The following is a 26058-nucleotide window of genomic DNA, read 5'->3' on the forward strand; positions in this document are numbered from 1 at the left end:
AAACAGAATAAGGCAAAATGAACGATTCGAACATCATTTTGCCTTTTTTGAGTTGGGTTATTGAATTAAAGTTGATAGCTAATGGTTAATTGCTCATGAAGAACTTGTTTTTCACTTTCAGGAATAAAGGCGCCGTTAACGGCGTTATGATTTAATTTCTCCATATCTGCATAAGTGATGCCGTACCATTCATGGAGCTTCATATATTCATCCGTTAACGTTGTATTAGACACCGTGCGATTGTCAGTATTGATACAGACATTGATGCCAGCCTCAAGAAATGTTTGGAAAGGATAATCGGCTAATTTGGTGACGGTCTTAGTTTGAAAATTACTAGTAGGGCACATCTCAATTAAAATATTTTTATCTCGCAATAAAGAAAAATATTCGGGCGTATCTTTTACAGCGATGCCATGTCCAATGCGTTTAGCGCCTAAATAAATTGCGTCAGCAACGTTTTTCCCGCAACCGCATTCGCCTGCGTGAAGTGTTAAAGGGATCGTCAATTGATTGACTAACCCAAGTGTCTCTTCAAAAGTATATGGCGGGAAGTTCAGTTCATTTCCAGCAAGATCAAAGCCTACGATGCCATCTTTTTTGAATGCATCAGCCAATTGCACAATTTTTTCGATAGCTGTGGCTTCTTCGTGCCGCATGCCGCATAATAACGCATTGCTTTTTACACCGAAACGTTGTTGTCCTTGCTCTAGACCTGCTAACACAGCCTGTACTACTTTAGGCAAAGATAGTCCTTTTTCAGTATGGAGAGAAGGCGCAAAACGGACTTCGATGTACTGGATATGTTCTTCTGCCGCTTGACTGATAACATCGAATGCAGCCGCTGTTAAGGCTGCTTCTGTTTGCAGACAGGATAACACTAAATCAAAACGCTTTAAGTAGTCATTTAAGTTTTGGCAATCAATAGGCGCAACTAATAGTTCTTTTAACTGCTCATTATCAGCGGGTAAAAAGATGCCTTGAGGTTCTGCTATTTTCCGTAAGGTTTCTGGGCGTATAGAACCATCTAAATGACAATGTAGCTCTATTTTTGGTAGTTTCTTGACTTGCTCTCGTCTCACGATATCATCCTCTCTTTTCTGTTAACGCGATCGGTCTCATTGATAAGTATTTTGAAGACTTTAACATGCTAAGTGAGCTCTGTCAATAAGTGAGGGATCAAGCTGAGATTAAGAGTAGTTTTTTTAGCCGATTTAAAGTAAAATAGTCCAGTAGAAAAGTAGTTTTTTGATCAGTTATGGGAGGGTTTATTTTGTTAGGAGTAGGACTATTATTTGTAGCGATCACGCTGATCAGCAATGGTTATTGTGGGCTAGCAGGAGTGGATAAAAAATCTACAGGATTGATTAATTTACTCACAGGAAGCCTGTCTTTTATCATTAATACGATTTATTTGTTTAGAGGCGCTTATTATGATGCTGGTATTGGGTATTTGTTTGCTTTTACCTATTTGATGGTTGGCTTGATTTATGTGTTTGAGTTAGATATGCGTATTTATGGAATATTCGCCTTGTTCGTAGCAATCAATACGATTCCAGCAGCCTATATTTCGTTTACGGTAGATGGTGATTGGCGTTTTGCCTTGATTTGGCTATCTTGGGGAATTTTATGGATGACAGGTTTTATTGAATATGTCCTGAAAAAAGAAATTGGGAAACCTGTCTTGTATTTTGCGATTTTCGAAGGAATTGTTACGTGTTGGATTCCTGGATTGTTGATGCTAACGAACAACTGGTAAAAAGCGGTCTGTGAAATTGAAGTAGCAGACTGTTTTTGTGCTGAATGTTGTGAAATTTTTGCTTAAGCTATTTTATTCTAGTGAATTCTGATAAACTAGGATCATTCGATACGTATTTTGAAAACGTTGACATGGTTGGTAGGTCTTGTCAATAAAGGGAGAATAAAATATGAAATTGACTATTAAAGAAATTGCAGATATGGCTGGTGTATCTGTCACGACAGTATCTCAAATCATTAATAACAAAGGCAGTCGCTTTAGTGAGAAAACTAGAAATAAAGTGCTGGCTGTAGTGGAGGAATTTGATTACAAACCGGATTATTTTGCTTCCAACATCATCACTCGTCATTCGAAAACGATCGGGATGGTCGTACCGGACGTGACAGATTTTTTCTTTGCTAAAGTTATCGAAGGGGTAGAAACGTATTTAAATTCGTTAGGCTATATGATCTTGTTGTGTAATTCGAAACACGATGAGGAAAAAGCCACGCAATATGTCACTGAACTGATTCATCGCTCGGTTGATGGCATTATTTTTGCGACACCGAATATTTTACCAGTGGATCATATCTTGAAGAATAAAAGCAAACGGAAAGTGCCGGTGATTCTAGTCGATCGTGGCATCAATCCGCGGGAAAATGGTCGTTTGATCGTGAAAGAATATGAGGGCGCTTACCGAGCAGTTTGTTCCTTGGTTGAGCAAGGGCATAGACACATTGCGATGCTGACAGAAAATGATGGTTATTATCAGCTGACAGAAAGAGTAACAGCTTATCAGCACGCACTAAAAGATCATGGAATCCCGGTGAGAGCAGAATATATGAGCAGTGGTGACTTAAATTTAGGTGGCGGGTATATGGCAGCTAAAAATGTACTGAAGAATCCACAAATCACGGCTATTTTTTGTGGAAATGATGAGATGGCAATGGGGGCTTATCAAGCAATTGAAGAATCTGGCAAGAAAATTCCAGATGATATCTCTATTATTGGGTTTGATGGATTAGAAATTTCGGAATATTTAGTGCCTGGACTAACAACCGTTTATCAGCCGAGTTTTGATATTGGTTTTTATGCTGCGCAATTTTTAGTGGAATCGATCAATGATCCTGATAAAAAAATTCCAAATAAGATTTTCGATACAACATTTATTTTAAGAAATAGCACGAAATCGATTGACAATCTGGCGGATTTGATTTAATGTTCGTGTTATAAGCGTTTTCAAATTATGTAAGCGTTAGTAAACTGTTTTACTAAAAGGTTTTAACCTGAATGGTTTTAGTGTATAATACATCCTTGGGGATTGATTCGGAGGAAGAAAAGCATGAGAATGGTAGATTTGATCGAGAAAAAACGTGATGGACAGGTCTTAACAGAAGCAGAAATTCAATTTATTGTTTCAGGGTATACAAGAGGCGATATTCCGGATTATCAGATGAGTGCCTTTTTGATGACTGTGTTTTACAAAGATATGACAGACGAAGAAATTACGACATTAACATTAGCGATGGCTAATTCAGGTGAAATGATCGACCTTTCATCGATTCAAGGCATTAAAGTCGATAAACATTCTACAGGCGGTGTTGGCGATACGACAACCTTGATTTTAGCGCCACTTGTTGCAAGTGTAGGTGCTAGTGTGGCTAAAATGTCCGGTAGAGGGCTTGGTTATACAGGCGGTACACTTGATAAATTAGAAGCAATACCAGGATTTCATGTAGAAATACCAGATGAAGAGTTTATCCGTTTGGTAAACGAAAGTCATGTAGCGGTGATTGGTCAGTCTGGTGATTTAGCACCAGCTGATAAAAAATTATACGCATTACGTGATGTTACAGCTACAGTCAATTCTATTCCGTTGATTGCAAGCTCGATCATGAGTAAAAAAATCGCAGCAGGTGCGGATGCGATCGTGCTGGATGTAACGACTGGCGAAGGTGCTTTTATGAAAAATATCGAGGAAGCACGTCGCTTAGCAGAAACGATGGTTCGGATCGGTCGTTTAGCGAATCGCCAGACGATGGCGGTAATTTCCGATATGTCCCAACCATTAGGTGAGGCGATCGGTAATAGCTTAGAAGTCGTTGAAGCAATCGAAACACTGCAAGGTAAAGGACCAGAGGATTTGCTGGAAATGTGCTATATCTTAGGTAGTCAGATGGTCGTTCTAGCGAAAAAAGCCGATACATTAGACGAAGCTCGTGCATTACTAAAAGAGGCCTTGGAATCAGGTAAAGCATTGGATAAATTCCGAGAAATGATTCGTAACCAAGGTGGAGATGACAGCATCATCGATCATCCAGAGCGTTTACTAACAGCCAAATATCAAATAGAATTACCAGCTAAAACATCTGGCGTTGTTCAAAAGCTCGTGGCAAATGAAATTGGTATCGCAGCGATGCTGTTAGGTGCAGGTCGAGCAACTAAAGAAGACGAAGTTGATCATGCGGTAGGAATCAAGCTGCATAAAAAAGTCGGTATGCCAGTGGAATCTGGTGAGTCGCTGCTAACTATTTATTCCAATTCAGAATCAATCGAGAACGTAAAAGAACTTTTATATAAAAATATCGAAATCGGCAGTTCTGGGACTGAACCTGAGCTGATTCATGATATAATAACAGCATAAAGGATGTGTAAAAAAATAATGGAATTAAATCAAATGATTGACCACACTATTTTAAAAGCAGATGCAAAGGAAGAGGACGTTTTACGAATTATTGAAGAAGCTAAAAAATATGAATTCTTCTCAGTTTGTATCAATCCATGTTGGGTTGCTTTGGCAAAAGAACACTTAGCTGGAACCTCTGTTGACGTTTGTACAGTAATTGGTTTTCCTTTAGGGGCTAATACATCAGAAGTAAAAGCCTACGAAGCAACAGATGCAATCAATAATGGTGCAACCGAAGTCGATATGGTCATTAATGTCGGCGCTCTTAAATCTCAGCAATACAAAAAAGTCTTGAAGGATATTCAAGCCGTTGTCGATGCAGCGAAAGGCAAAGCCTTAGTGAAAGTGATCATTGAGACAGCGTCACTGACTGACGAAGAGAAAATCAAAGTCTGTGAACTTGCGAAAGAAGCAGGAGCTGATTTTGTTAAAACCTCAACTGGTTTTTCAACTGGTGGAGCAACTGTAGCTGATGTTAAATTGATGCGTGAAACAGTAGGTCCAGACATGGGTGTCAAAGCTTCTGGTGGTATTCATAACGAAGCAGAAGCACAAGCGATGATCGAGGCAGGTGCGACACGTATCGGAACAAGTGCTGGTGTTGCGATCATGGAAGGTTCGACTGGAGCAGGCTATTAATCTAAAGAAGAAAGCGGCGGGCAAATGACAGCAAAACAAGAATGGTTAGCTATCGCAGATGATGCGTTAACAAAAGCGTATGTACCGTATTCTCACTTTCCAGTGGGGGCGTGCCTGATTACCAAAGAAGGAAAAACCTATCAAGGAGTCAATATCGAAAATGCTTCATATGGATTGACCAATTGTGCAGAACGGACAGCAATCTTCAAAGCTGTTTCTGAAGGCGAACGAGCATTTCAACATTTAGTGATTGCAGGAAATACACCTGAGCCAATCTCTCCGTGCGGTGCATGCCGCCAAGTGATGGCTGAATTTTGCGCGCCTGAAATGCCGGTTACTTTAGTTGGCGAGCATGGCGTGATTAAAGAAATGACTGTGGGCGAGTTGTTGCCTTATGCGTTTACAGAAAAAGATTTATAAGATCTTGCTACATGAACCAAACCTCTCAACAAATAGATACATCATCTTGAGACACGACAGAACTTTGATTTTATGTTGAAAAGTACAAGACGACCGAAGAGAGAGTTGTTTCACTATTATCTTGTTTCATTCAGTCATCCGGCTGTTGAAAATATAAAACTATTTTAGGGGGCTTTACAGAGATGAAAAAAGCAAAATTATTTGGTTTTGGCTTGACTGCACTGGCATTAACACTTGCGTTAGCGGCATGTGGCGGGGGTAAAAAAGATTCAACAGATGGAAAATCAGCAGGTGGGAACGCAGATCATAGCGTTGTTATCGTTACTGATATCGGCGGGGTAGATGACCGCTCGTTCAACCAATCAGCTTGGGAAGGTTTGCAAGCTTGGGGTAAAGAACATGATTTGAAAAAAGGAGCAGATGGATTTGATTATATTCAATCAAACGACGCTTCAGAATACGTAACAAATATTGATACAGCTGTTTCTAACGGATTTAAAACAGTCTTTGGGATTGGCTATTTATTAGCGGATTCAATCGGTACTGCAGCTGATGCAAATGCAGATACACAATTTGGTATCATTGATAGTGTCATTGAAGGAAAAGATAACGTAGTATCTGCGACATTTAAAGACCAAGAAGCTTCATACTTAGCTGGTGTAGCAGCTGCATATACAACAAAAACAAACACTGTCGGCTTTATCGGTGGTGAAGAAGGCGCGGTTATTGACCGTTTTGAAGCTGGATTCCATCAAGGTGTCATCGACACAGCGAAAAAATTGAATAAAGACATCAAAGTTGAAATCGAATATGCTGCTTCATTTGGAGACCCTGCTAAAGGGAAAGCATTAGCTGCTTCTATGTATCAAAAAGGTGCAGACATTATTTTCCACGCTTCAGGCGGTACAGGACAAGGTGTCTTCCAAGAAGCAAAAGACTTGAATGAAACGGGTTCAAAAGACAAAGTTTGGGTTATCGGTGTAGATAGTGACCAAGACAAAGAAGGTAAATACAAAACGAAAGATGGTAAAGAAGACAACTTCACTTTAACATCAACACTTAAAGGTGTAGGCGCTGCAGTACAAGATATCTCTAATCGTGCATTAGAAGATAAATTCCCTGGCGGCGAACACTTAGTTTACGGTTTGAAAGATGGCGGCGTTGATTTGACAAAAGGCTATTTATCAGACGAAGCACAAAAAGCAGTTGAGGCAGCGAAAGAAGAAATCATCGCTGAAAAAATCACTGTTCCAGAAGTACCAAAAGATGTAAAAGAGTAGGTCTTTCTGCTTAGCGCTGCGTTTGTAGCAGCGCTAAGAGTTTATTAAGCCTTTAAAGAAAGAAAATGAATGGTCAAACAACTCATTTTCTTTCTTTAAGAGCCTAAAAGCTACTTTATTTTTTAGAAGTACCGTATTAATAGATGAAATAAGTTTTGCGATTAAATCGTTAGGATGTGAAAAATGTGGCTCAGGAAAACTTTGTAATTGAGATGCGCAATATCACTAAGCAGTTTGGGACGTTTAAAGCCAATGACAATATCAACTTAACTGTCCGGCCTGGAGAAATCCATGCGTTGCTTGGAGAAAATGGTGCAGGAAAATCTACCTTGATGAATATATTATCTGGTTTGTTAGAACCGACATCAGGTGAAATCTTTATGAATGGTTCAAAAGTATCAATCAATGGACCAACTGCAGCAAATCGTTTAGGAATTGGAATGGTCCATCAGCACTTTATGCTGGTAGATGCTTTTACTGTAACAGAGAACATTATTCTTGGAAGTGAACCAACGAATGTGGGCGTATTAGATCGCAAAAAAGCTACAGCAGAAATCAAACGGGTTTCTGAGCAATATGGCTTATCAGTAGATCCGAGTGCATATATTCGTGATATCTCTGTTGGTGCGCAACAACGAGTGGAAATTTTGAAAACGTTGTATCGTGGTGCAGATGTTCTGATTTTTGATGAACCGACAGCGGTTTTAACGCCTCAAGAAATCGATGAGTTGATCGAAATCATGCGTGGACTTGTTCAAGAAGGCAAATCAATCATTTTGATCACGCATAAATTAGATGAAATCAAAAAAGTAGCAGATCGTTGTACCGTTATTCGTCGTGGTCAAAGTATTGATACTGTGAATGTTAAAGATGTTTCTTCACAACAATTGGCAGATATGATGGTAGGGCGCTCGGTTTCGTTTAAAACAGAAAAGAAAGCAGCTACCCCTAAGGAAGTGGTCCTTTCAATCAAAGATTTAGTTGTTAAAGAAAGCCGTGGATTAGAAGCTGTGAAAGGTCTTAGTTTAGATGTTCGCGCAGGTGAAGTAGTTGGAATTGCTGGGATCGATGGTAATGGTCAAACAGAATTGATTCAAGCGCTAACTGGATTACGTAAAGCGGAAAGTGGATCCGTTGAACTTAGAGGAGAAGCAATTACGAATAAAAAACCTCGGACAATCACAGAAGCAGGTGTAGGCCATGTGCCAGAAGACCGTCATAAATATGGCTTGATTCTGGATATGACCTTGGCTGAAAATATTGCATTACAAACTTACTATAAAAAGCCATTAAGTAACACAGGTGTGTTGAATTACAACCAAATCAATTCATATGCACGTAGATTAATAGAAGAATACGATGTACGAACAGTAAATGAACTAGTTCCAGCTAAAGCATTATCAGGCGGAAATCAGCAAAAAGCAATCATTGCGCGAGAAATCGATCGTGATCCTGATTTGTTGATTGTCTCTCAACCAACTCGTGGACTGGATGTTGGCGCTATCGAATACATTCATAAACGCCTGATCGAACAACGAGATAAAGATAAAGCAGTCTTAGTTGTTAGTTTTGAATTAGATGAAATTTTAAATGTTTCTGACCGCATCGCAGTGATTCATGCTGGGAAAATTGTTGGAATCGTTGATCCGAAAGAAACAAGCGAAAATGAATTAGGCTTACTGATGGCGGGTTACTCATTGGAAGAAGCTAGAAGAGAATTAAGTCAAGAGGCAGGTGAGGCAGTTGAATAATCGATCAGAAAGACTACGGAATATTTTAGTTCCTATTTTATCAGTGTTGATGGGTTTTATTCTTGGTGCAATTATTATGCTGATTTCAGGTCAAGATCCAATCGCTGGCTATCAAGCGATGCTTAAGACTGCTTTTCAAAGTCCCAAAAGCATCGGTGAAATTTTTGTAACAGCAGGACCGTTGATTTTTACCGCTCTAGGATTTGCGGTAGCGAATTCAGCTGGATTCTTTAATATCGGTCTTTCAGGCCAAGCATTATGCGGTTGGGTGACAAGTATTTGGGTAGCACTTTCTATGCCCGATGCGCCTCGGATGGTTGTTCTACCTGTAGCAGTACTTGCAGGGGCATTAGCCGGAGCGATGGCAGCTGCGATTCCAGGACTGCTACGTGCCTTCTTTGGTACAAGTGAAGTAATCGTGACGATCATGCTCAACTATGTTTTTCTTTATACAAGTACGCATATTGTGAATAATGTAATGTCAAAAGATTTAATGACCAATAAAGGTGTTACAAAAGTAATTGGCGAAAATGCCAGTTTACGTACAGGCTTCTTGAAAGAATTGAGTAGCGGTTCGCGTTTGAATATTGGTATTTTTATGGCAGTTATTTTCTTAGTGTTGATTTGGTTCCTTATGAAGAAAACGACGTTAGGGTATGAGATTCGTTCAGTTGGGTTGAATCCTTTTGCTTCAGAGTATGCTGGAATGAGCAGTAAGCGGACGATTGTGATGTCGATGGTTATTTCAGGAACACTCGCTGGTCTGGGTGGGGTTGTTCTTGGGTTAGGGACGTTTGGAAACTTCTTTGTTCAAGGCTCTTCTTTGAGTATTGGATTTGACGGAATGGCGATTTCCTTATTAGGAGCAGGAAGTTCGGTCGGAATATTCTTATCGGCGATTCTCTTCAGTGTACTGAAGTTGGGTGGACAAGGAATGCCACTTCGTGCAGGTGTTCCCATCGAATTAGTAGATGTCGTTATTGCGGCAATCATTTTCTTTGTGGCAATCAGCTACTTGATTCGTTTCTTGTTGGCAAAAGCTTCAGGTAGCAAAAAAGAAGTAGCCGTAGTTGAAGAATTAGTTGGTAAATCAGATCCGACCAGTCAAGAAGGAGGAAAAATCTAATGAATATTGCATTAATCGCTGTATTAGCGCCGATTATTACACAAACTTTGGTTTATTCCACTCCTTTGGTCTTCACGGCTTTGGGCGGGACATTTTCTGAGCGTAGTGGTATTGTTAACGTGGGACTTGAAGGAATCATGGTTATGGGTGCCTTTAGTTCAGTCGTATTTAATTTAACCTTTGCTGAAACCTTTGGTGCAGCGACTCCTTGGCTTGCTTGTTTAGTCGGTGGTGTGGTCGGAATGTTGTTCTCGCTACTTCATGCCGTTGCGACAATCAATTTAAGAGCGGATCATATCATTAGTGGTACCGTGGTCAATTTAATGGCGCCAGCTTTAGGGATTTTCTTGATCAAAGTTATTTATGGAAAAGGCCAAACAGATACGATCACAGAATCATTTGGTTACTTTTCATTTCCGATTTTGAAGGATATTCCAATTTTAGGAGACCTGTTCTTCAAGCAAACCACTTTGCCAGCATTTGTGGCGATTTTAGTTGCAATCCTATCGTGGTTCGTGCTGTTCAAAACTCGTTTTGGCTTACGTCTTCGTGCAGTAGGTGAAAATCCTCAAGCGGCAGATACACTGGGCATCAATGTTTATGTAATGCGTTATGCTGGTGTTTTGATCTCAGGATTTTTAGGTGGGATTGGCGGCGCTGTATTTGCTCAAACAATCGCTGGTCGTTTTGCGGTGACAACGATTGCCGGACAAGGATTTATTTCGATGGCAGCGATGATTTTTGGTAAATGGAATCCACTAGGTGCGATGGGAGCGGCTTTATTCTTCGGGTTTGCTCAAAATATCAGTATTGCTGGTTCGAGTCTACCAGTCATTTCATCAATACCAGCTGTTTATTTACAAGCAGCACCATATGTATTGACCATTATCGTTTTAGTCGTTTTCTTAGGAAAAGCTTCTGGACCAAAAGCGATCGGGAAAAATTATATCAAATCAAAATAAATATTTTAAGTATAAAAGGGCGGGCTATGGGAAGTTATCTAAAGTCATGCCCTTTTTATCAAATAGTAAGTAAAAATAAGAAAGAAGGATGGTTATGTTTAAACGTGTGCATTTAGTTGTAATGGATTCAGTCGGGATCGGGGAAGCGCCTGATGCTGAAAAATTTGGCGATGTAGGTAGTGATACATTAGGTCATATCGCAAAAGAAGCGGGTTTGACGATTCCTAATTTAGAAAATCTTGGTCTAGGAACAATTGCCCCCCTTCATAATGTTGAAGCCGTAGCTGATCACAAAGGTTATGCAACGAAATTAGAAGAAGTTTCTGTAGGGAAAGACACGATGACTGGACACTGGGAAATCATGGGCTTAAATATTCAAAAACCTTTCCGGGTTTTTCCTGATGGATTTCCAGAAGAATTATTAAAACAAATCGAAGAATTTTCAGGACGTAAGATCGTTTGTAATAAACCATACAGTGGCACCGCAGTTATTGATGATTATGGCCAACATCAGATGGAAACAGGGGACTTGATCGTTTACACATCTGCTGATCCAGTATTACAGATCGCAGCTCATGAAGAAATCATTCCTTTAGAAGAACTATACCGGATTTGTCAGTATGTCCGTGATATTACCAAAGATGAACCGTATATGATTGGTCGAATCATTGCTCGACCATATGTTGGTGAACCAGGTAATTTTACTCGAACAAGTAATCGTCACGATTATGCATTAGATCCATTTGGTCATACGGTTCTTGATTCGTTAAAAGAAAATGGTAAAGAAGTCATTGCAGTTGGGAAAATCAACGATATTTTCAATGGTCAAGGAATCACAGATTCTGTTCGTACGAAGAGCAATATGGATGGTGTAGATCAATTACTTAACGTGATGAAACGAGACTTTGAAGGTTTGAGTTTCACTAACCTGGTTGATTTTGATGCGTTATATGGTCACCGTCGTGATGTTGTTGGTTATGCACATGCAATCGAAGCCTTTGACTTAAGACTTCCGGAGATCATCGATGCCATGGAAGAGGATGATCTGCTAATGATTACAGCGGACCACGGAAATGACCCGACTTTCCCAGGAACTGACCATACAAGAGAATATGTTCCATTATTAGTTTACAGTAAAAAAATGAGCGGCCAAGGTAGCTTGCCGCAAGGTCATTATGCAGATATCTCAGCAACTGTGGCTGAAAACTTTGCGGTTCCAAAAACAGAAAATGGCGAAAGCTTCTTAAATAAACTAGTCTAGGAGAGAAACGATGACAAAACTTAGTGAGATGTTAAAAGAGACAACGAGCTTTTTAAAAGAAAAAGGTATTGGAGAAGTAGAGTTCGGCTTGATTTTAGGTTCAGGCTTAGGTGAACTAGCCGATGAGATAGAGGGAGCCATTGCTATTCCATTCTCTGAAATTCCTCATTTCGCTGTGTCTGCTGTAGTGGGGCATGCCGGTAAACTTGTTTACGGTACTTTATCAGGGAAAAAAGTGTTGGCAATGCAAGGACGCTTCCACTATTATGAAGGGCATTCAATGCAAACTGTGACGTATCCAGTCCGTATGATGGCAGCAATTGGAGCACATTCTATTATTGTAACTAACGCTGCTGGCGGAGTGAATGAAAACTTTACCCCAGGAAATTTGATGCTGATCACAGATCATATCAACTTCACTTTCGATAATCCGTTGATTGGTGAAAATGATGATGAAATGGGGCCACGTTTCCCAGATATGAGTCATACTTATACACCAAAATATGCTGACGTAGCAAGAAAAGTAGCTAAAGCACAAAATGTACCATTGCAAGAAGGTGTTTACATGGGCTTTTCTGGACCAACCTACGAAACACCAGCTGAAATCCGTATGTCTCGTGTAATGGGAGCGGATGCTGTGGGAATGTCGACTGTTTCAGAAGTCATCGTTGCAGCTCATAGCGGTCTAAACGTTTTAGGAATCTCATGTATTACCAATCTAGCTGCGGGTATGCAAAGCAGTTTGAATCATGCTGAAGTTGTGGAAACAACAGAGCGCGTGAAAGGACAATTTAAAGAGTTAGTCAAAGCAATATTAGCTGAACTATAAAAGTTTCATTATAAAGGAGAAAAAATATGAGCGTTCATATAGAAGCAAAACCAGGTGAAATCGCAGATAAAATTTTATTACCAGGAGATCCCTTACGGGCGAAATACATTGCGGAAACATTTTTAGAAAATCCAGTGTGCTATAACCAAGTAAGAGGAATGTTAGGGTATACAGGTACGTATAAAGGCGAACGTGTTTCTGTTCAAGGAACAGGAATGGGGATGCCTTCTGCAACGATTTATGCCCATGAATTGATCAACTCTTATGATGTGAAAAAATTGATTCGTGTGGGGACTTGTGGATCGATTTCTGAGAAAGTCCATGTAAGAGATTTAGTAATCGCGCAAGCAGCAGCCACACCATCATCAATGATCCGCAATGATTTTCCTAAATATGATTTCCCGCAAATCGCTGATTTTGATTTGCTATTGAAATCATATACAACTGCAAAAGAAAAAGGCTTTGTTACCCATGTTGGAAACGTCTTATCTGATGATGTCTTTTATAAAGACAGCATGGATGGTGTTTTTGAACTTGGTAAATTAGGCGTCTTAGCGATCGAGATGGAAGCTGCGGCATTATATTATTTAGCCGCTAAATTTGATGTGCAAGCGTTGGCGATCATGACCGTTAGTGATAGTTTAGTAACAGGTGAAGAAACAACTGCTGAAGAACGTCAAACAACATTCAATGATATGATCGAAGTAGGATTGGAAACTGCAATAAATAGTTAAAAGCCAAAGAGATTGAAGTGGAAAACCTTCAATCTCTTTTATTATAAATCACAGCGATTGCTTGCAGAGCTGATGATGCACAATACTTGGCAAGAGCAAAACAAGAGACGTTTTAGAGAACTTGTTCTATCATAGACTATGGAACCTAAATTGAATGGAGGAAGAAAAAATTGGATAATTTTAGATTTTACGTACCGACAGATATTCGCTTTGGGAAAGATCGTTTAGCAACTGAATTGACAGATGTGTTAAATGCATATGGTAAAAATGTCCTGCTAGTTTATGGCGGAGGTAGTATTAAGAAAAATGGCTTGTATGATCAAGTAATTGATCTGCTAGAAAAAAATCAAAATACAGTTGTCGAATTGAGCGGTGTAGAACCTAATCCCCGTATTGAAACGGTTCGTCGTGGTGTAGCGTTGTGTCGTGAAAATGACGTGGACTTGATTTTGGCGGTTGGCGGTGGCTCAACGATTGATTGTTCTAAAGTGATCGCGGCAGGCTTTTACAGTGACGAAGACCCGTGGGAAGTTATAAAAGGACGCAAAGGTTTCCAAGGTGAGGCCTTGCCGATTGTTACGATTTTAACTTTAGCAGCAACGGGCAGTGAAATGAATGGTGGAGCTGTGATCACAAATTTAGCAACAAACCAAAAATTAGGCGTTGGTGGACCCGCAATGATGCCAAAAGTGTCATTTTTAGATCCGACCACGACATTTACGGTACCAGCTTATCAAACAGCTGCAGGTTCTGCCGATATCTTAAGCCACTTAGTTGAAAGCTATTTTAATATAACCGAAGGAACTGATGTACAAGACTTTGTCTCAGAAGGTCTGATGCGTGCGGTCATTAAAAATTGTCCAATTGCACTTGTTACCCCCGATGATTATGATGCTCGTGCTAATTTGATGTGGTCAAGTAGTTTAGCGTTGAATGGATTGACAAGAAACGGTAAACATGGCGTTTGGTCATGTCATGCGATGGAACATGAATTAAGTGCCTTTTATGATATTACTCATGGAATTGGGTTAGCCATCTTAACTCCACGTTGGATGAATTATGTGCTTTCAGAACAAACGGTCAGCAAATTTGCCCAGTTTGCTCAAAATGTGTGGGGAATCGATGAAGAAGAGCCAATGCTTGCAGCGAAAAAAGGGATTCAAGCGACATATGATTTCTTCAAAGCTTGTGACATTCCGATGACTTTACCAGCTGTTGGAATCGATGAGGAAAAATTTGGAGAAATGGCGAAACAGGCAGTAGCACACAGTACCATCAAAACAGATGCTTTTGTTCCTTTAGCGGAATCGGATGTTGAAGCGATTTATCGTGAATGTTTAACTGAATCTAGCTTTGTATAACTAACAATCACAACGTGAAAAGAGGACAAGCCTATGAAACAATTGTTTGATGAAACGTATTCTGAAAATCGAACGCTTTGGTATGCTTATTTTAATGATATAGAACAACCCGATTTAATCGAAACAATTGGTCGAATTATCCAAAAAGATTTACAGAAATCGACGGATGTTTTGGCGACAAGTTGGATATTTTACCGTGAAGAGCTGCAAAAAGATGCGTTAGAGGAAGAAGTACGATCTTCAATCATGGTTCGTTTTGTGGATGGACAATACTTTGTTCAATATAATATGTCTGATTTTGAATTTGTGACACAAAGGGAAGCTATCGCAAGTTGGCTTCGACGTTTAAAAGAAAAGCTAGAGAAATAAATAAAAAGATCGCCGAAACTATGCAGTTTCAGCGGTCTTAGTCTTTTTTTATAAGTAGTATTTTTTAGCTACAGTTAGGTCATCGTTTAATTCATAAACAAGTGGTTGACCAGTTGGGATTTCAAGATCCATGATGTCTTCATCTGAAATACCTTCGATATGTTTAGCTAAGGCGCGTAAAGAATTACCGTGAGCTGCTACTAAGACAGTTTTATTGTCTAATAAAGCAGGCGCGATTTCGTCTTGCCAGAAAGGTAACGCACGTTCTAGTGTAACTTTTAAGTTTTCTCCACCTGGAATATCGCGTTGGTCTAACATTGCGTAACGACGATCATTTGCTGCAGAGCCTTCGTCAGTCGCTTCCGTCAATGGAGGTAAAGTATCATAAGAACGACGCCAAATATGTACTTGGTCATCTCCATATTTTTCAGCAGTTTCTTTTTTGTTTAAGCCTTGTAATTTACCATAATGACGTTCATTTAAGCGCCAAGATTTGATTTGAGGAACCCATAATTGATCTGAGTTTTCTAAAAGTAAGTTACATGTTTTGATAGCACGAGTTAATACAGAAGTATAAGCTACATCAAATTCAATTCCAGCTTCTTTGATTTTGCGACCGCCTTCGATTGCTTCTTCAACACCTTGTGGTGCTAAATCTACGTCAGCCCAACCGGTAAATTGGTTCAATGCATTCCATTCACTAAGTCCATGACGAGAAAATACTAATTTTGGCATGTATAGCTCTCCTTTGAGTTGTAGTTTCTGAAACTTTCATTTCCTTTTCTATTGTACACCGTTTTAAAATAGATTTCCATTGTAAATTAGTGGAAACTAGTAAAACTAGTGATTCAATAAGTTTTACTAAAGGAAGACAATATTGAGGGAAATAATACAAATAAAGAGACTGCAACAAAAATGTTGCAATCTCCTAGAAAGTCATCACTGATTTATTCTTGTTATTTTTGAGAAATTCCAGCGACATCTGCTTCAGGCAAATTGATGTACTTGTAGCAGGTTCCTACAGAAACATTACACTTAGAAGAAACGGACTGGATCGTTTCTTTCTTTTCGTGGTATAGGTGGCGAATTTTTTTGACTGTTCGTGCATCTATTTTAGGACGTCCACCGATTTTACCTTTTTTTCGAGCGTTGTCTAGTCCGACTAAAGTACGTTCTTTGATTAGATCGCATTCCATCGTAGCCAGTCCATTCATTAACTTAAAATAAATTTCCCCCATCGGGTGACGAGTGTCGATCTCTTCATCAAGACTAACTAGATGAATACCGGTACCCTTGAATTTTTGTGTCAGCTCAGTTAATTGACGAGTAGAACGTCCCAAACGATTTAAGCGGCAAATAACTAAGGTGTCGCCTTTTTCTAAACCGTTGAGAACTGGTTCAAGCTCAGAAATCAGTTGTTCGTCATTTGTAATGTCGAAAGATTCATGATAAATCTGATCACAGCCATAGTCAGATAGTACTTTGATTTGAGCGTCTAAATCATTATCAGTAATTGTTGTACGTGCATAACCAATTATTTTCATCGTTCGTCCTTTCTAGTATAGGATACTAAAAATGTAGCATATAAACGAACGGAATGGTAGTTGTTTTTTTATCTTTTTCTAATGTTCTTCTTTGTTTTCAAATCTTATTCAAATAATTGGTTATTTTGGAACATGAATTGTTTTAGGACCGGACGTTCCACCGACAATAACCGTTGTGACGATTTGAAGGAATAAGCCGTGTTCAACGACACCCACTAATTGATCTAAATAAGCACCTAAAGCAATTGGATCAGCAATTTCTTTTAAATGAAGGTCGATGATGTAATGCCCCCCATCTGTGACCAATGTTTCCCCGGTAGATGTTGTACGTAAAATAGGATCATAACCTTTTTCTTCAAATAAACGAACTAACTGTTGGCTGCCATACGGAACCACTTCGACAGGTAACGGAAACTTACCAAGTTTTTTGACAAGCTTAGATTCATCAACGATCCAAATACATTTCTTCGAATAAGTCGCTACGATTTTTTCAAACAATAAAGCAGCACCGCCGCCTTTGATGCCTTGGAAATCTTCACTGATTTCATCTGCTCCATCGATCGTTAAGTCGACGTAAGGGACTTCGTCAATTCCTTTTAAAGGAATACCTAATTCTTGTGCTTGACGCTCAGTTTCTTTGGACGTTGTGACACCAATGATCGATAAGCCTTCTTCTTTTACACGGCGACCAATCTCGTCTACCATAAATTTTGCCGTAGATCCTGTGCCAAGACCTACGATCATACCGTCTTTTACATACTTTGCTGCTTCGATTCCTGCCATTTGTTTAAGATTCATTACAAGTATCCTCCCTTTTTCAAGTCTCACACAAATATAATACATGGAAGTAATTAAAAAAGATAGCTGATTAAACGGGTTTCATCAACTATCTTTTTTAATTTAGAATTTATTTAGTGAAATGAACATTAAAGGTCTTGATAATTGAAGGGTTTGTTCCGTCAGCGATTACTTTAGTTGTTGGTCTATACAAGTCGTAGCCAGATTTTAACTGTATTGGCAATATACTTTTTCCTTTGTCTTCCTCTTTTAAGTCCTGTACTTTTAATTTTAAATTAACAAAAAGCCGTAAATTGGATGTGACTTCGGGTGAGTAAAAGACTCTGAAGCCTTCTAACTCTTGTATAGCTGGTTTTTCTGAAGAAAAATTTTCCCCATCTTTAGTATATTCGATTGTTGCACCTGTGATCGAATCAATCATGTTAGTAGTATTGAACCATGAAATTTCAGGATAGTCCATAGCGCTGAATGTCTTTCCTTGTGGTGTTGTTAAATGAAATTCAACCCAGTTATCTTTTGTATCGTTCATGAACCCGGCACCATATTGGAAATAAATAGTTTCTTTGGCAGGGTTAGTGATATACAAAGGATTTCGACTATTGTCCCGTAAATCAGTTGCCCACCCAATGGATGTATGCCCATTTGAATAAGGCGCAGAATTCGTAGTGAGGGTACAACTTGCTTTAACTGAGCCATTCTCAGTAGATGCTGTAATAAGCGCCTGCCCTGCTTGTTTCCAAGTGATTTCTCCAGTTTGGGTGACAGTAGCAATCAACGGATTGCTTGTTGACCAAATAATTTTTTGTGGTGCTGCATTTTTAGGGAAAGTTTCTGCAGTTAATGTTGCTTTTTTTCTTTCCTCAAGTACAAGAGTGGTCTGGCTAAGTTGAATTTCTTGAATCATTGGTAAATCATTTATAGTAACGTCGATTTCTGTTTTAATACCAGGGTTTCTTGTGGAAAAAGCCTCTATTTTAGCTTTTCCAGCACGAGCTGCATTGACTACACCGCTAGAATCAACAGTTGCAAATTCTGGATTAAGGCTTCTAAAACCGATTGAAGGATCGGTTGTATTTTTAGGAGTCAAAGTAGCTGATAATTGTTCTTTATCACCAACTAAAAGTGATAGTTTATTTTTTTGAACAGTAACGGAAGTCGGTTGTATTTCAGATGTTCTTTCAGTAAAACCGCTGATAAAGAATGAACGGAAAGTTTCTTCACTCCATTTACCATTATTTTCCAGTGAATAACTACTCCCTTTGTTTAACCCTATTTTTTCCTTTGGACTTACAGGAAGGTTTTGGCCATTTTTTTTATCTGAAGAGCGATAAACCACAGCGATAGAAAAGTCTTCACCAGTTAAAGCAACGGGTTTTTTTAAACGAATGGTTTCAGTTCCAACTTCTTTTTTAGTTCCTTCTTGAATCTTGGTGAAACCTTCTAGATTTTTTAAAGGTTTCCCGTTAGGCATAACATAAATTTCATAATTCATATCATTTGTTAAAGTTTTTAATGAAACTGCCGATAATTGTTCTGGTGTATCTAGAGTACGCGAATAAGAAGTGGCAAGTGTTCGTTCCTTGTTAGGAAATACAGGAACTAGTTGACCAGCTGTAAAATAAGCAACGTTATATTTTTTGTAATAGTTATTTTTATTTTCTACGGAAGTAATGATATCAATTTCTGATTTCTTTAATTGAAAATCATCATAGGAAATATAAAAATAGCCTTGATCTCCCCAATTAGATCCCCAACTGTTTTTGACGATGAACGCGCCATCTTGCGAGGGTGTGTACACAAATCTTTCTTTACTGAAGGAATCGTCCCAGCCAACAATAGTCGTAACATGATTAACTGAGCCAACGCGATCCTTAGGAATATATTGTGAACTGTAACGGGTTTCATATCCTCTAAACATCAGGTTGTCTTGAATAGCGTTTCCGTAACGGTAAACGTAGTCTTTAATGGTTTTAACGCGCTGATTATTTTCTTCCTGAGAGATATCTAATGAGACTTTGGGCAGTGTGACTAAACCTTGAACGTGTTTTTCAGCATTCAAATTTTGCCATTTTGAGACTGGTTGACCTCCTGTGATGGTATTTGGAAAATCTGTTTCATTTACTGGGCCAGACCAATCTAGTGTAGCATCAAGTGCAGGGCCAGAAGCAAAGCCAGCATCCAACCCGCCGCCATTACTAATAACAGTTGAATAAGGATTTTCTCCTACAGTGCCTGTTGCGTTTCTAGCAATTAAGTAGTTAAAATAATTAGCTGAAAAATCATGCTGTTCCCCATTTTTAGCTAGGTGACTCTCCAATGCTGAGGTGACCGCATAGGACCAACAAATTCCTCTTGTTTGCGCTTTGACTGGAGTGACATGTCCTGTTTCCCGAGGATCATATTTTTGCGGTAGTTCATTTCCTTCAGCAAAAGTTTTCTGAGGCGAGAAAACCAAACAGATAAATAAAATAGCAAGAAGATAGCGTTTGTGTGAATGGACTAAAGTGCTGTTTTTCTTTTTCAAGTTAATTCCTCCTTTTTTGATAATACTTGATCAACATGGTTTACGTTGGTTACTGAATCGTATTAGTCATAGCAATAATTCCACCTCCTGTGTTCGCTATATTTATACTTTAGTTTATTATTTGTTACTATGGATTAATATAGATTATTATTGTAAAAATCTAGAATTTAATTAGGTTTCTAGATAGCCTAATGGGATTTTTTGTAGGAGAAGGCTATCAGCTTAACCTTAATGATTTTTTTAGTTTAAAAAGTAGAAATAAGGAATAATGATATTGACAAACAAAATATGACGTGATATGCTATCAAAGGTGCTTTATCTACAGGTCTCTCGTTGGAGACGTGCTGACTGTCTATCGAAGCATATTTGATAATGAGTGCAGAGATTGCATTATTTTTTATCGCTAAAAAAGAACCACCTGGATGTGTGGAACTAGATGCGAAATGAGGAAGGAGGAAACAAGGAATGCCTACAATTAATCAATTAGTACGTAAACCTCGTAAATCAAAGGTGGAGAAATCTAATTCACCAGCGTTGAACAAAGGATATAATAGTTTTAAGAAATCTCAAACGAACGTAAACTCACCACAAAAGCGTGGGGTTTGTACTCGTGTGGGAACAATGACACCTAAAAAACCTAACTCGGCTTTACGTAAATATGCCCGTGTTCGTTTGTCTAACTTAATCGAAGTAACAGCTTATATCCCAGGGATCGGTCATAACTTACAAGAACATAGCGTGGTACTATTACGCGGTGGACGTGTAAAAGATTTACCAGGGGTACGTTATCATATCGTACGTGGTGCGCTTGATACAGCCGGTGTTACAGATCGTAAACAAAGCCGCTCTAAATATGGTACTAAAATGCCTAAAGCTGCTAAATAATTTGACAATCACTAAGGTCTTATACAATAAAGAATTTTCGGAAGGAGGAGTTACGGATGCCACGTAAAGGTCCTGTTACAAAACGCGATGTTTTACCAGATCCAATTTATAACTCAAAATTAGTAACTCGCTTGATTAACCGTGTAATGGTTGATGGAAAACGCGGGATTGCTGCTAATATTATCTATAATTCATTTGATATCATCAAAGAATCTACAGGTAACGATCCATTGGAAGTTTTCGAACAAGCAATGAAAAACGTTATGCCTGTCTTAGAAGTAAAAGCTCGCCGTGTTGGGGGTTCTAACTATCAAGTACCAGTTGAAGTTCGTCCAGAACGTCGTACAACTTTAGGCTTGCGTTGGGTTGTTAACTATGCTCGCCTACGCGGTGAACATACAATGGAACAACGTCTAGCGAAAGAAATCATGGATGCTGCCAACAACACAGGCGCTTCAGTTAAAAAACGTGAAGACACACACAAAATGGCTGACGCTAACCGTGCGTTTGCACATTATCGTTGGTAAAATCCTCTCTGTATGTAATTTAACTTTACGACAGACAGTCACTTTACAATCGATTTAAATAAAGAGAGGAGAACACCCTAGAATGGCAAGAGAATTTTCGTTAGAAAACACTCGTAATATCGGTATTATGGCTCACGTTGATGCGGGTAAAACAACAACAACAGAGCGTATTTTATACTACACTGGTAAAATCCATAAAATTGGTGAAACGCACGAAGGTGCTTCACAAATGGACTGGATGGAACAAGAACAAGAACGTGGTATTACCATCACATCTGCTGCAACAACTGCACAGTGGAAAGGTTACCGTGTAAACATTATCGATACACCAGGACATGTGGATTTCACTATTGAAGTTCAACGTTCACTACGTGTATTAGATGGTGCTGTAACCGTTCTTGATTCACAATCAGGTGTGGAACCTCAAACTGAAACAGTTTGGCGTCAAGCAACTGATTATAAAGTTCCACGTATTGTTTTCTGTAATAAAATGGATAAAATCGGTGCGGATTTCTTATACTCTGTAAACTCATTACATGATCGTTTACAAGCTAATGCTCATCCAATCCAATTACCAATTGGTTCAGAAGATAACTTTACAGGGATCATCGACTTAATTACGATGAAAGCTGAAATTTATACAAATGACTTAGGTACAGACATTCAAGAAACTGAAATTCCAGAAGAATATATGGATCAAGCAGTTGAATGGCGTGAAAAATTAGTTGAAGCAGTAGCTGAAACTGATGAAGACCTAATGATGAAATATCTTGATGGTGAAGAAATTACTATCGAAGAATTAAAAGCGGGTATCCGCCAAGCAACGATCAACGTTGAATTCTTCCCAGTAATGTGTGGTTCTGCCTTTAAAAATAAAGGTGTTCAAATAATGCTTGATGCAGTACTTGATTACTTACCATCACCACTTGATATTGAAGCAATCAAAGGTATCGACGTTAAGACAGACGAAGAAACTACTCGTCCTGCCGATGACGAAGCTCCTTTTGCTTCATTAGCATTTAAAGTTATGACTGACCCATTCGTAGGTCGTCTAACATTCTTCCGTGTCTATTCTGGTGTCCTTGAAAGTGGTTCATATGTATTGAACGCTTCTAAAGACAAAAAAGAACGTATCGGTCGTATTTTACAAATGCACGCGAACACTCGTAAAGAAATTGACAAAGTGTTCTCAGGAGATATCGCTGCCGCTGTTGGATTGAAAGATACAACAACAGGTGATACTTTATGTGCGATAGATTCACCAGTAATTCTTGAATCAATTGAGTTCCCAGAACCAGTTATCCAAGTTGCTGTTGAACCTAAATCAAAAGCTGACCAAGATAAAATGGGTGTGGCTCTGCAAAAACTTGCAGAAGAAGATCCGTCATTCCGCGTTGAAACAAACGTTGAAACTGGTGAAACAGTTATCTCTGGTATGGGCGAATTGCACTTAGACGTATTAGTAGACCGTATGAGACGTGAGTTCAAGGTTGAAGCCAACGTTGGTGCTCCTCAAGTATCATATCGTGAAACTTTCCGTGCGCCTTTAACTCAGGCAGAAGGTAAGTTTGTACGTCAGTCTGGTGGTAAAGGTCAATACGGACATGTCTGGGTTGAATTTACGCCAAACGAAGAAGGAAAAGGTTTTGAATTTGAAAATGCTATCGTCGGTGGTGTGGTTCCTCGTGAATACATCCCAGCGGTTGAAAAAGGCTTGGCAGAATCTATGAACAACGGTGTTCTTGCTGGATATCCATTAGTTGATATCAAAGCAAAACTTTACGATGGTTCATACCATGATGTCGATTCAAATGAAACAGCCTTCCGTGTAGCTGCTTCTATGGCACTACGTGCGGCTGCTAAGAAAGCTAATCCAGTTATCTTAGAACCAATGATGAAAGTAACGATCACTGTACCAGAAGATTACCTAGGTGATATCATGGGACACGTTACAAGTCGTCGTGGACGTGTTGAAGGAATGGAAGCACACGGTAACTCACAAATCGTTAACGCGATGGTGCCTCTAGCTGAAATGTTCGGCTACGCTACAACGTTACGTTCAGCAACACAAGGTCGCGGTACGTTTATGATGGTCTTTGATCACTATGAAGATGTACCAAAATCTGTACAAGAAGAAATTATCAAGAAAAATGGCGGAAACAACGCTTAATAGTTAAGAAATAAGCGTGTGTTTATTTATGACTAGGATTTTCTAATGATTTCGGTTAAACTAATTAAAGATGATCAGGTAGCTGTAAACTATCTATCAAATAAAATAAAATTTATATATTTTAGGAGGAACATTTAAAATGGCTAAAGAAAAATTTGACCGTTCTAAACCCCATGTAAACATTGGTACTATTGGACACGTTGACCATGGTAAAACTACATTAACTGCTGCAATCGCAACTGTGTTATCTAAACACGGTGACGGTGAAGCTCAAAACTATGCTGATATCGATAACGCTCCAGAAGAAAAAGAACGTGGTATCACTATCAACACTTCTCACATCGAGTATGAAACTGATGCTCGTCACTATGCCCACGTGGATTGCCCAGGACACGCGGATTACGTTAAAAACATGATCACTGGTGCTGCACAAATGGATGGAGCTATCTTAGTAGTATCTGCTGCTGATGGTCCTATGCCTCAAACTCGTGAGCACATCTTGTTATCACGTAACGTTGGTGTACCATACATCGTTGTTTTCTTAAACAAAATGGATATGGTAGATGACGAAGAATTATTAGAATTAGTAGAAATGGAAGTTCGTGATTTATTATCTGAATATGACTTCCCAGGTGACGACACTCCTGTTATCGCTGGTTCTGCTTTGAAAGCATTAGAAGGCGACGCTTCATACGAAGAAAAAATCTTAGAATTAATGGCTGCAGTTGACGAGTATATCCCAACTCCAACTCGTGACACTGACAAACCATTCATGATGCCAGTTGAGGACGTATTCTCAATCACTGGACGTGGTACAGTAGCTACTGGCCGTGTTGAACGTGGAGAAGTTCGCGTTGGTGATGAAATCGAAATCGTTGGTATCGCTGAAGATACTAAGAAAACAACTGTAACTGGTGTTGAAATGTTCCGTAAATTATTAGACTACGCTGAAGCTGGCGATAACATCGGTGCTTTATTACGTGGTGTAGCCCGTGAAGACATCGAACGTGGACAAGTATTAGCAAAACCTGCTACTATCACTCCTCATACAAAATTTAAAGCTGAAGTTTATGTTTTATCAAAAGAAGAAGGCGGACGTCACACTCCATTCTTCACTAACTACCGTCCTCAGTTCTACTTCCGTACAACTGACGTAACTGGTGTAGTTGAATTGCCAGAAGGTATCGAAATGGTAATGCCTGGTGATAACGTAGCAATGGACGTTGAATTAATCCACCCAATCGCTATCGAAGAAGGAACTCGTTTCTCAATTCGTGAAGGCGGACGTACTGTTGGTTCAGGCGTTGTTTCTGAAATTACTAAATAATTACAGATTAATATAAAGTAACAAAACCGACGTAAAACATCGGCGTACTCGGACGTAAGTCGAAGGGATTTCCCTTCGGCTTTTTTTGTTTCGAATTTTTTTAGATAATCTAAAGATTGCTTGAAAAACTTTTACAAAAGTTTCAAAACAAGCTTGACTTATATCGAGGTTCGATATAATATAGTGGTACGATATATCGAACTTCGATATAAACTTGGAAAGGAGCAGCAACTAAATGGAAGACAAGCTAAAACGAATCTATATACCAATGACAGAAACTGGCTTTTATATATTATTTGCTCTTAGAAAAGAACGTCATGGCTACAACATTATTCAGTATGTGAAAGAACTGACAGATCAAGAAATCATTATCAGTGCAGGTACCATGTATGGTAGCCTTAGCAAAATGGAGAAAGATGGTTTGATCCAGGCCACAAAAGAAGAAAATAGACGGAAAAGTTATCTGATTACTGAATTGGGAGAAGAAATACTGGTTCAAGAAATCAATAGAATTAATCGATTGTACAAAAATAGTATTGGAGAGAAAGTAGATGGAGACTAAAAAAATAAGAAGACGTTTTGAATTGGCAGATTATTTAGAGGAAGAACAATTTTTACAAGAACAACATAAAAAAGGGTGGAAAATGGTAGATCTTAAATTGCCATTTAGTACCTACATCTTTGAAAAATGTGATCCAGAAGAGTATGTGTATCAATTAGATTTTAAACAAGAAGATAAGGATGTTGAGGCGTATTTACAGCTTTTTGAAGATTGTGGCTGGGAATATTTCTATAAATTTGGCAATTGGTATTATTTTAGAAAGTTAAAATCTGAAGTAGCAGAAGAGAATGTGATTTTTAATGATGCACCATCTCGCGCGGAAATGGCGAAGAAGGTTGTGAGGTTCCAAGGGACTATTTCTCTTGTTGCGTTATTTCCAGTGTGGTATTTGATTCCGATGTTGCTATATAGAAATGAAGAACGAAGTATAATTTTTCTAGTTTTGTTAGCGATATATGGCGTGATTATGACGGTATTGACGGGGATTCAAGTAAGGAATTTTTTGAGACTTAACCAGATTATCAAAAAAGAAGAACCGAAATAAAGAGGCCGAGACAAACACCCATGA

25 protein-coding genes are annotated in these 26058 nt (G+C 38.9%); 20 read left to right on the forward strand and 5 right to left on the reverse strand.

Going from position 1 to position 26058, the window contains the following annotated elements; translation table 11 throughout:
• Positions 1 to 65 precede the first annotated feature (65 nt).
• Positions 66 to 1079, reverse strand: a complete 1014-nt coding sequence (add, locus tag RV15_RS14425) for an adenosine deaminase (RefSeq protein ID WP_083429199.1) — start codon at positions 1077 to 1079, stop codon at positions 66 to 68.
• Between the two features lie 191 nt (positions 1080 to 1270).
• Between add and RV15_RS14430 the strand changes: the two genes are divergently transcribed.
• The 14 genes from RV15_RS14430 to RV15_RS14495 all read left to right on the forward strand — a co-directional run bounded on the left by RV15_RS14430 (position 1271) and on the right by RV15_RS14495 (position 15153).
• Positions 1271 to 1756 carry an AmiS/UreI family transporter gene (locus tag RV15_RS14430; protein WP_071878722.1) on the forward strand — a complete coding sequence of 162 codons (486 nt, stop codon included), beginning with the start codon at positions 1271 to 1273 and terminating at the stop codon, positions 1754 to 1756.
• Between the two features lie 169 nt (positions 1757 to 1925).
• Entirely contained in the window at positions 1926 to 2954 is a 1029-nt protein-coding gene (locus RV15_RS14435; RefSeq protein ID WP_071878723.1) for a LacI family DNA-binding transcriptional regulator, read from the forward strand.
• Between the two features lie 123 nt (positions 2955 to 3077).
• Positions 3078 to 4379, forward strand: coding sequence for a pyrimidine-nucleoside phosphorylase (locus RV15_RS14440; RefSeq protein ID WP_071878724.1), 1302 nt, complete (start codon positions 3078 to 3080; stop codon positions 4377 to 4379).
• Between the two features lie 18 nt (positions 4380 to 4397).
• The gene (gene deoC / locus RV15_RS14445) at positions 4398 to 5060 is read left to right on the forward strand and encodes a deoxyribose-phosphate aldolase (RefSeq protein WP_071878725.1); all 663 of its coding nucleotides are present in this window, start codon (positions 4398 to 4400) and stop codon (positions 5058 to 5060) included.
• Between the two features lie 24 nt (positions 5061 to 5084).
• Positions 5085 to 5480, forward strand: a complete 396-nt coding sequence (locus RV15_RS14450; protein ID WP_071878726.1) for a cytidine deaminase — start codon at positions 5085 to 5087, stop codon at positions 5478 to 5480.
• Positions 5481 to 5662: 182 nt separating this feature from the next.
• A complete protein-coding gene (locus tag RV15_RS14455) occupies positions 5663 to 6760 on the forward strand; it encodes a BMP family lipoprotein (protein WP_071878727.1) in 1098 nt (365 codons plus the stop codon).
• Between the two features lie 185 nt (positions 6761 to 6945).
• Positions 6946 to 8511, forward strand: coding sequence for an ABC transporter ATP-binding protein (locus RV15_RS14460; RefSeq protein WP_071878728.1), 1566 nt, complete (start codon positions 6946 to 6948; stop codon positions 8509 to 8511).
• Complete coding sequence (locus RV15_RS14465) at positions 8504 to 9637, forward strand: ABC transporter permease (protein ID WP_071878729.1); 1134 nt, start codon at positions 8504 to 8506, stop codon at positions 9635 to 9637. Before RV15_RS14460 ends, RV15_RS14465 begins: the two co-directional genes overlap by 8 nt.
• Positions 9637 to 10599 (forward strand): ABC transporter permease, encoded by a 963-nt coding sequence (locus RV15_RS14470; RefSeq protein WP_071878730.1) that lies wholly within the window; start codon positions 9637 to 9639, stop codon positions 10597 to 10599. The genes RV15_RS14465 and RV15_RS14470 overlap by 1 nt, the downstream gene beginning before the upstream one ends.
• A gap of 94 nt (positions 10600 to 10693) precedes the next feature.
• Positions 10694 to 11860 (forward strand): phosphopentomutase, encoded by a 1167-nt coding sequence (gene deoB / locus RV15_RS14475; RefSeq protein ID WP_071878731.1) that lies wholly within the window; start codon positions 10694 to 10696, stop codon positions 11858 to 11860.
• Between the two features lie 10 nt (positions 11861 to 11870).
• Positions 11871 to 12689, forward strand: coding sequence for a purine-nucleoside phosphorylase (locus tag RV15_RS14480; RefSeq protein WP_071878732.1), 819 nt, complete (start codon positions 11871 to 11873; stop codon positions 12687 to 12689).
• A gap of 26 nt (positions 12690 to 12715) precedes the next feature.
• Positions 12716 to 13423 (forward strand): purine-nucleoside phosphorylase, encoded by a 708-nt coding sequence (gene deoD, locus RV15_RS14485; RefSeq protein WP_010766242.1) that lies wholly within the window; start codon positions 12716 to 12718, stop codon positions 13421 to 13423.
• A gap of 170 nt (positions 13424 to 13593) precedes the next feature.
• Entirely contained in the window at positions 13594 to 14784 is a 1191-nt protein-coding gene (locus RV15_RS14490; protein WP_071878733.1) for an iron-containing alcohol dehydrogenase, read from the forward strand.
• Between the two features lie 33 nt (positions 14785 to 14817).
• Positions 14818 to 15153, forward strand: a complete 336-nt coding sequence (locus RV15_RS14495; protein WP_071878734.1) for a hypothetical protein — start codon at positions 14818 to 14820, stop codon at positions 15151 to 15153.
• Between the two features lie 48 nt (positions 15154 to 15201).
• On the opposite strand, the gene gpmA is transcribed toward RV15_RS14495, so the two are convergent.
• From gpmA to RV15_RS14515, 4 genes are all read right to left on the reverse strand, one after another.
• Positions 15202 to 15888: a 2,3-diphosphoglycerate-dependent phosphoglycerate mutase gene (gene gpmA, locus RV15_RS14500; protein WP_071878735.1), complete on the reverse strand. Its 687-nt coding sequence runs from the start codon at positions 15886 to 15888 to the stop codon at positions 15202 to 15204.
• Positions 15889 to 16109: 221 nt separating this feature from the next.
• Complete coding sequence (locus RV15_RS14505; protein ID WP_071878736.1) at positions 16110 to 16697, reverse strand: recombinase family protein; 588 nt, start codon at positions 16695 to 16697, stop codon at positions 16110 to 16112.
• A gap of 120 nt (positions 16698 to 16817) precedes the next feature.
• Positions 16818 to 17495, reverse strand: coding sequence for a ribose-5-phosphate isomerase RpiA (gene rpiA / locus RV15_RS14510; RefSeq protein WP_071878737.1), 678 nt, complete (start codon positions 17493 to 17495; stop codon positions 16818 to 16820).
• A gap of 109 nt (positions 17496 to 17604) precedes the next feature.
• Positions 17605 to 20019, reverse strand: a complete 2415-nt coding sequence (locus RV15_RS14515) for an Ig-like domain-containing protein (protein ID WP_071878738.1) — start codon at positions 20017 to 20019, stop codon at positions 17605 to 17607.
• Positions 20020 to 20484: 465 nt separating this feature from the next.
• Between RV15_RS14515 and rpsL the strand changes: the two genes are divergently transcribed.
• From rpsL to RV15_RS14550, 6 genes are all read left to right on the forward strand, one after another.
• On the forward strand, positions 20485 to 20904 hold the full coding sequence (gene rpsL / locus RV15_RS14525; protein WP_010761696.1) for a 30S ribosomal protein S12: 420 nt from the start codon (positions 20485 to 20487) through the stop codon (positions 20902 to 20904).
• Positions 20905 to 20960: 56 nt separating this feature from the next.
• A complete protein-coding gene (gene rpsG / locus RV15_RS14530) occupies positions 20961 to 21431 on the forward strand; it encodes a 30S ribosomal protein S7 (protein WP_010761695.1) in 471 nt (156 codons plus the stop codon).
• 82 nt (positions 21432 to 21513) lie between these two features.
• Positions 21514 to 23601 (forward strand): elongation factor G, encoded by a 2088-nt coding sequence (fusA, locus tag RV15_RS14535; protein ID WP_071878739.1) that lies wholly within the window; start codon positions 21514 to 21516, stop codon positions 23599 to 23601.
• Between the two features lie 139 nt (positions 23602 to 23740).
• Positions 23741 to 24928, forward strand: coding sequence for an elongation factor Tu (gene tuf, locus RV15_RS14540; RefSeq protein ID WP_069641181.1), 1188 nt, complete (start codon positions 23741 to 23743; stop codon positions 24926 to 24928).
• Between the two features lie 235 nt (positions 24929 to 25163).
• A complete protein-coding gene (locus tag RV15_RS14545; protein WP_071878740.1) occupies positions 25164 to 25490 on the forward strand; it encodes a PadR family transcriptional regulator in 327 nt (108 codons plus the stop codon).
• Positions 25480 to 26034, forward strand: coding sequence for a DUF2812 domain-containing protein (locus tag RV15_RS14550; RefSeq protein WP_071878741.1), 555 nt, complete (start codon positions 25480 to 25482; stop codon positions 26032 to 26034). Before RV15_RS14545 ends, RV15_RS14550 begins: the two co-directional genes overlap by 11 nt.
• The last annotated feature ends 24 nt before the right edge of the window (positions 26035 to 26058 follow it).

It is taken from the genome of Enterococcus silesiacus, assembly GCF_001886225.1.
Lineage (GTDB): Bacteria > Bacillota > Bacilli > Lactobacillales > Enterococcaceae > Enterococcus_L > Enterococcus_L silesiacus.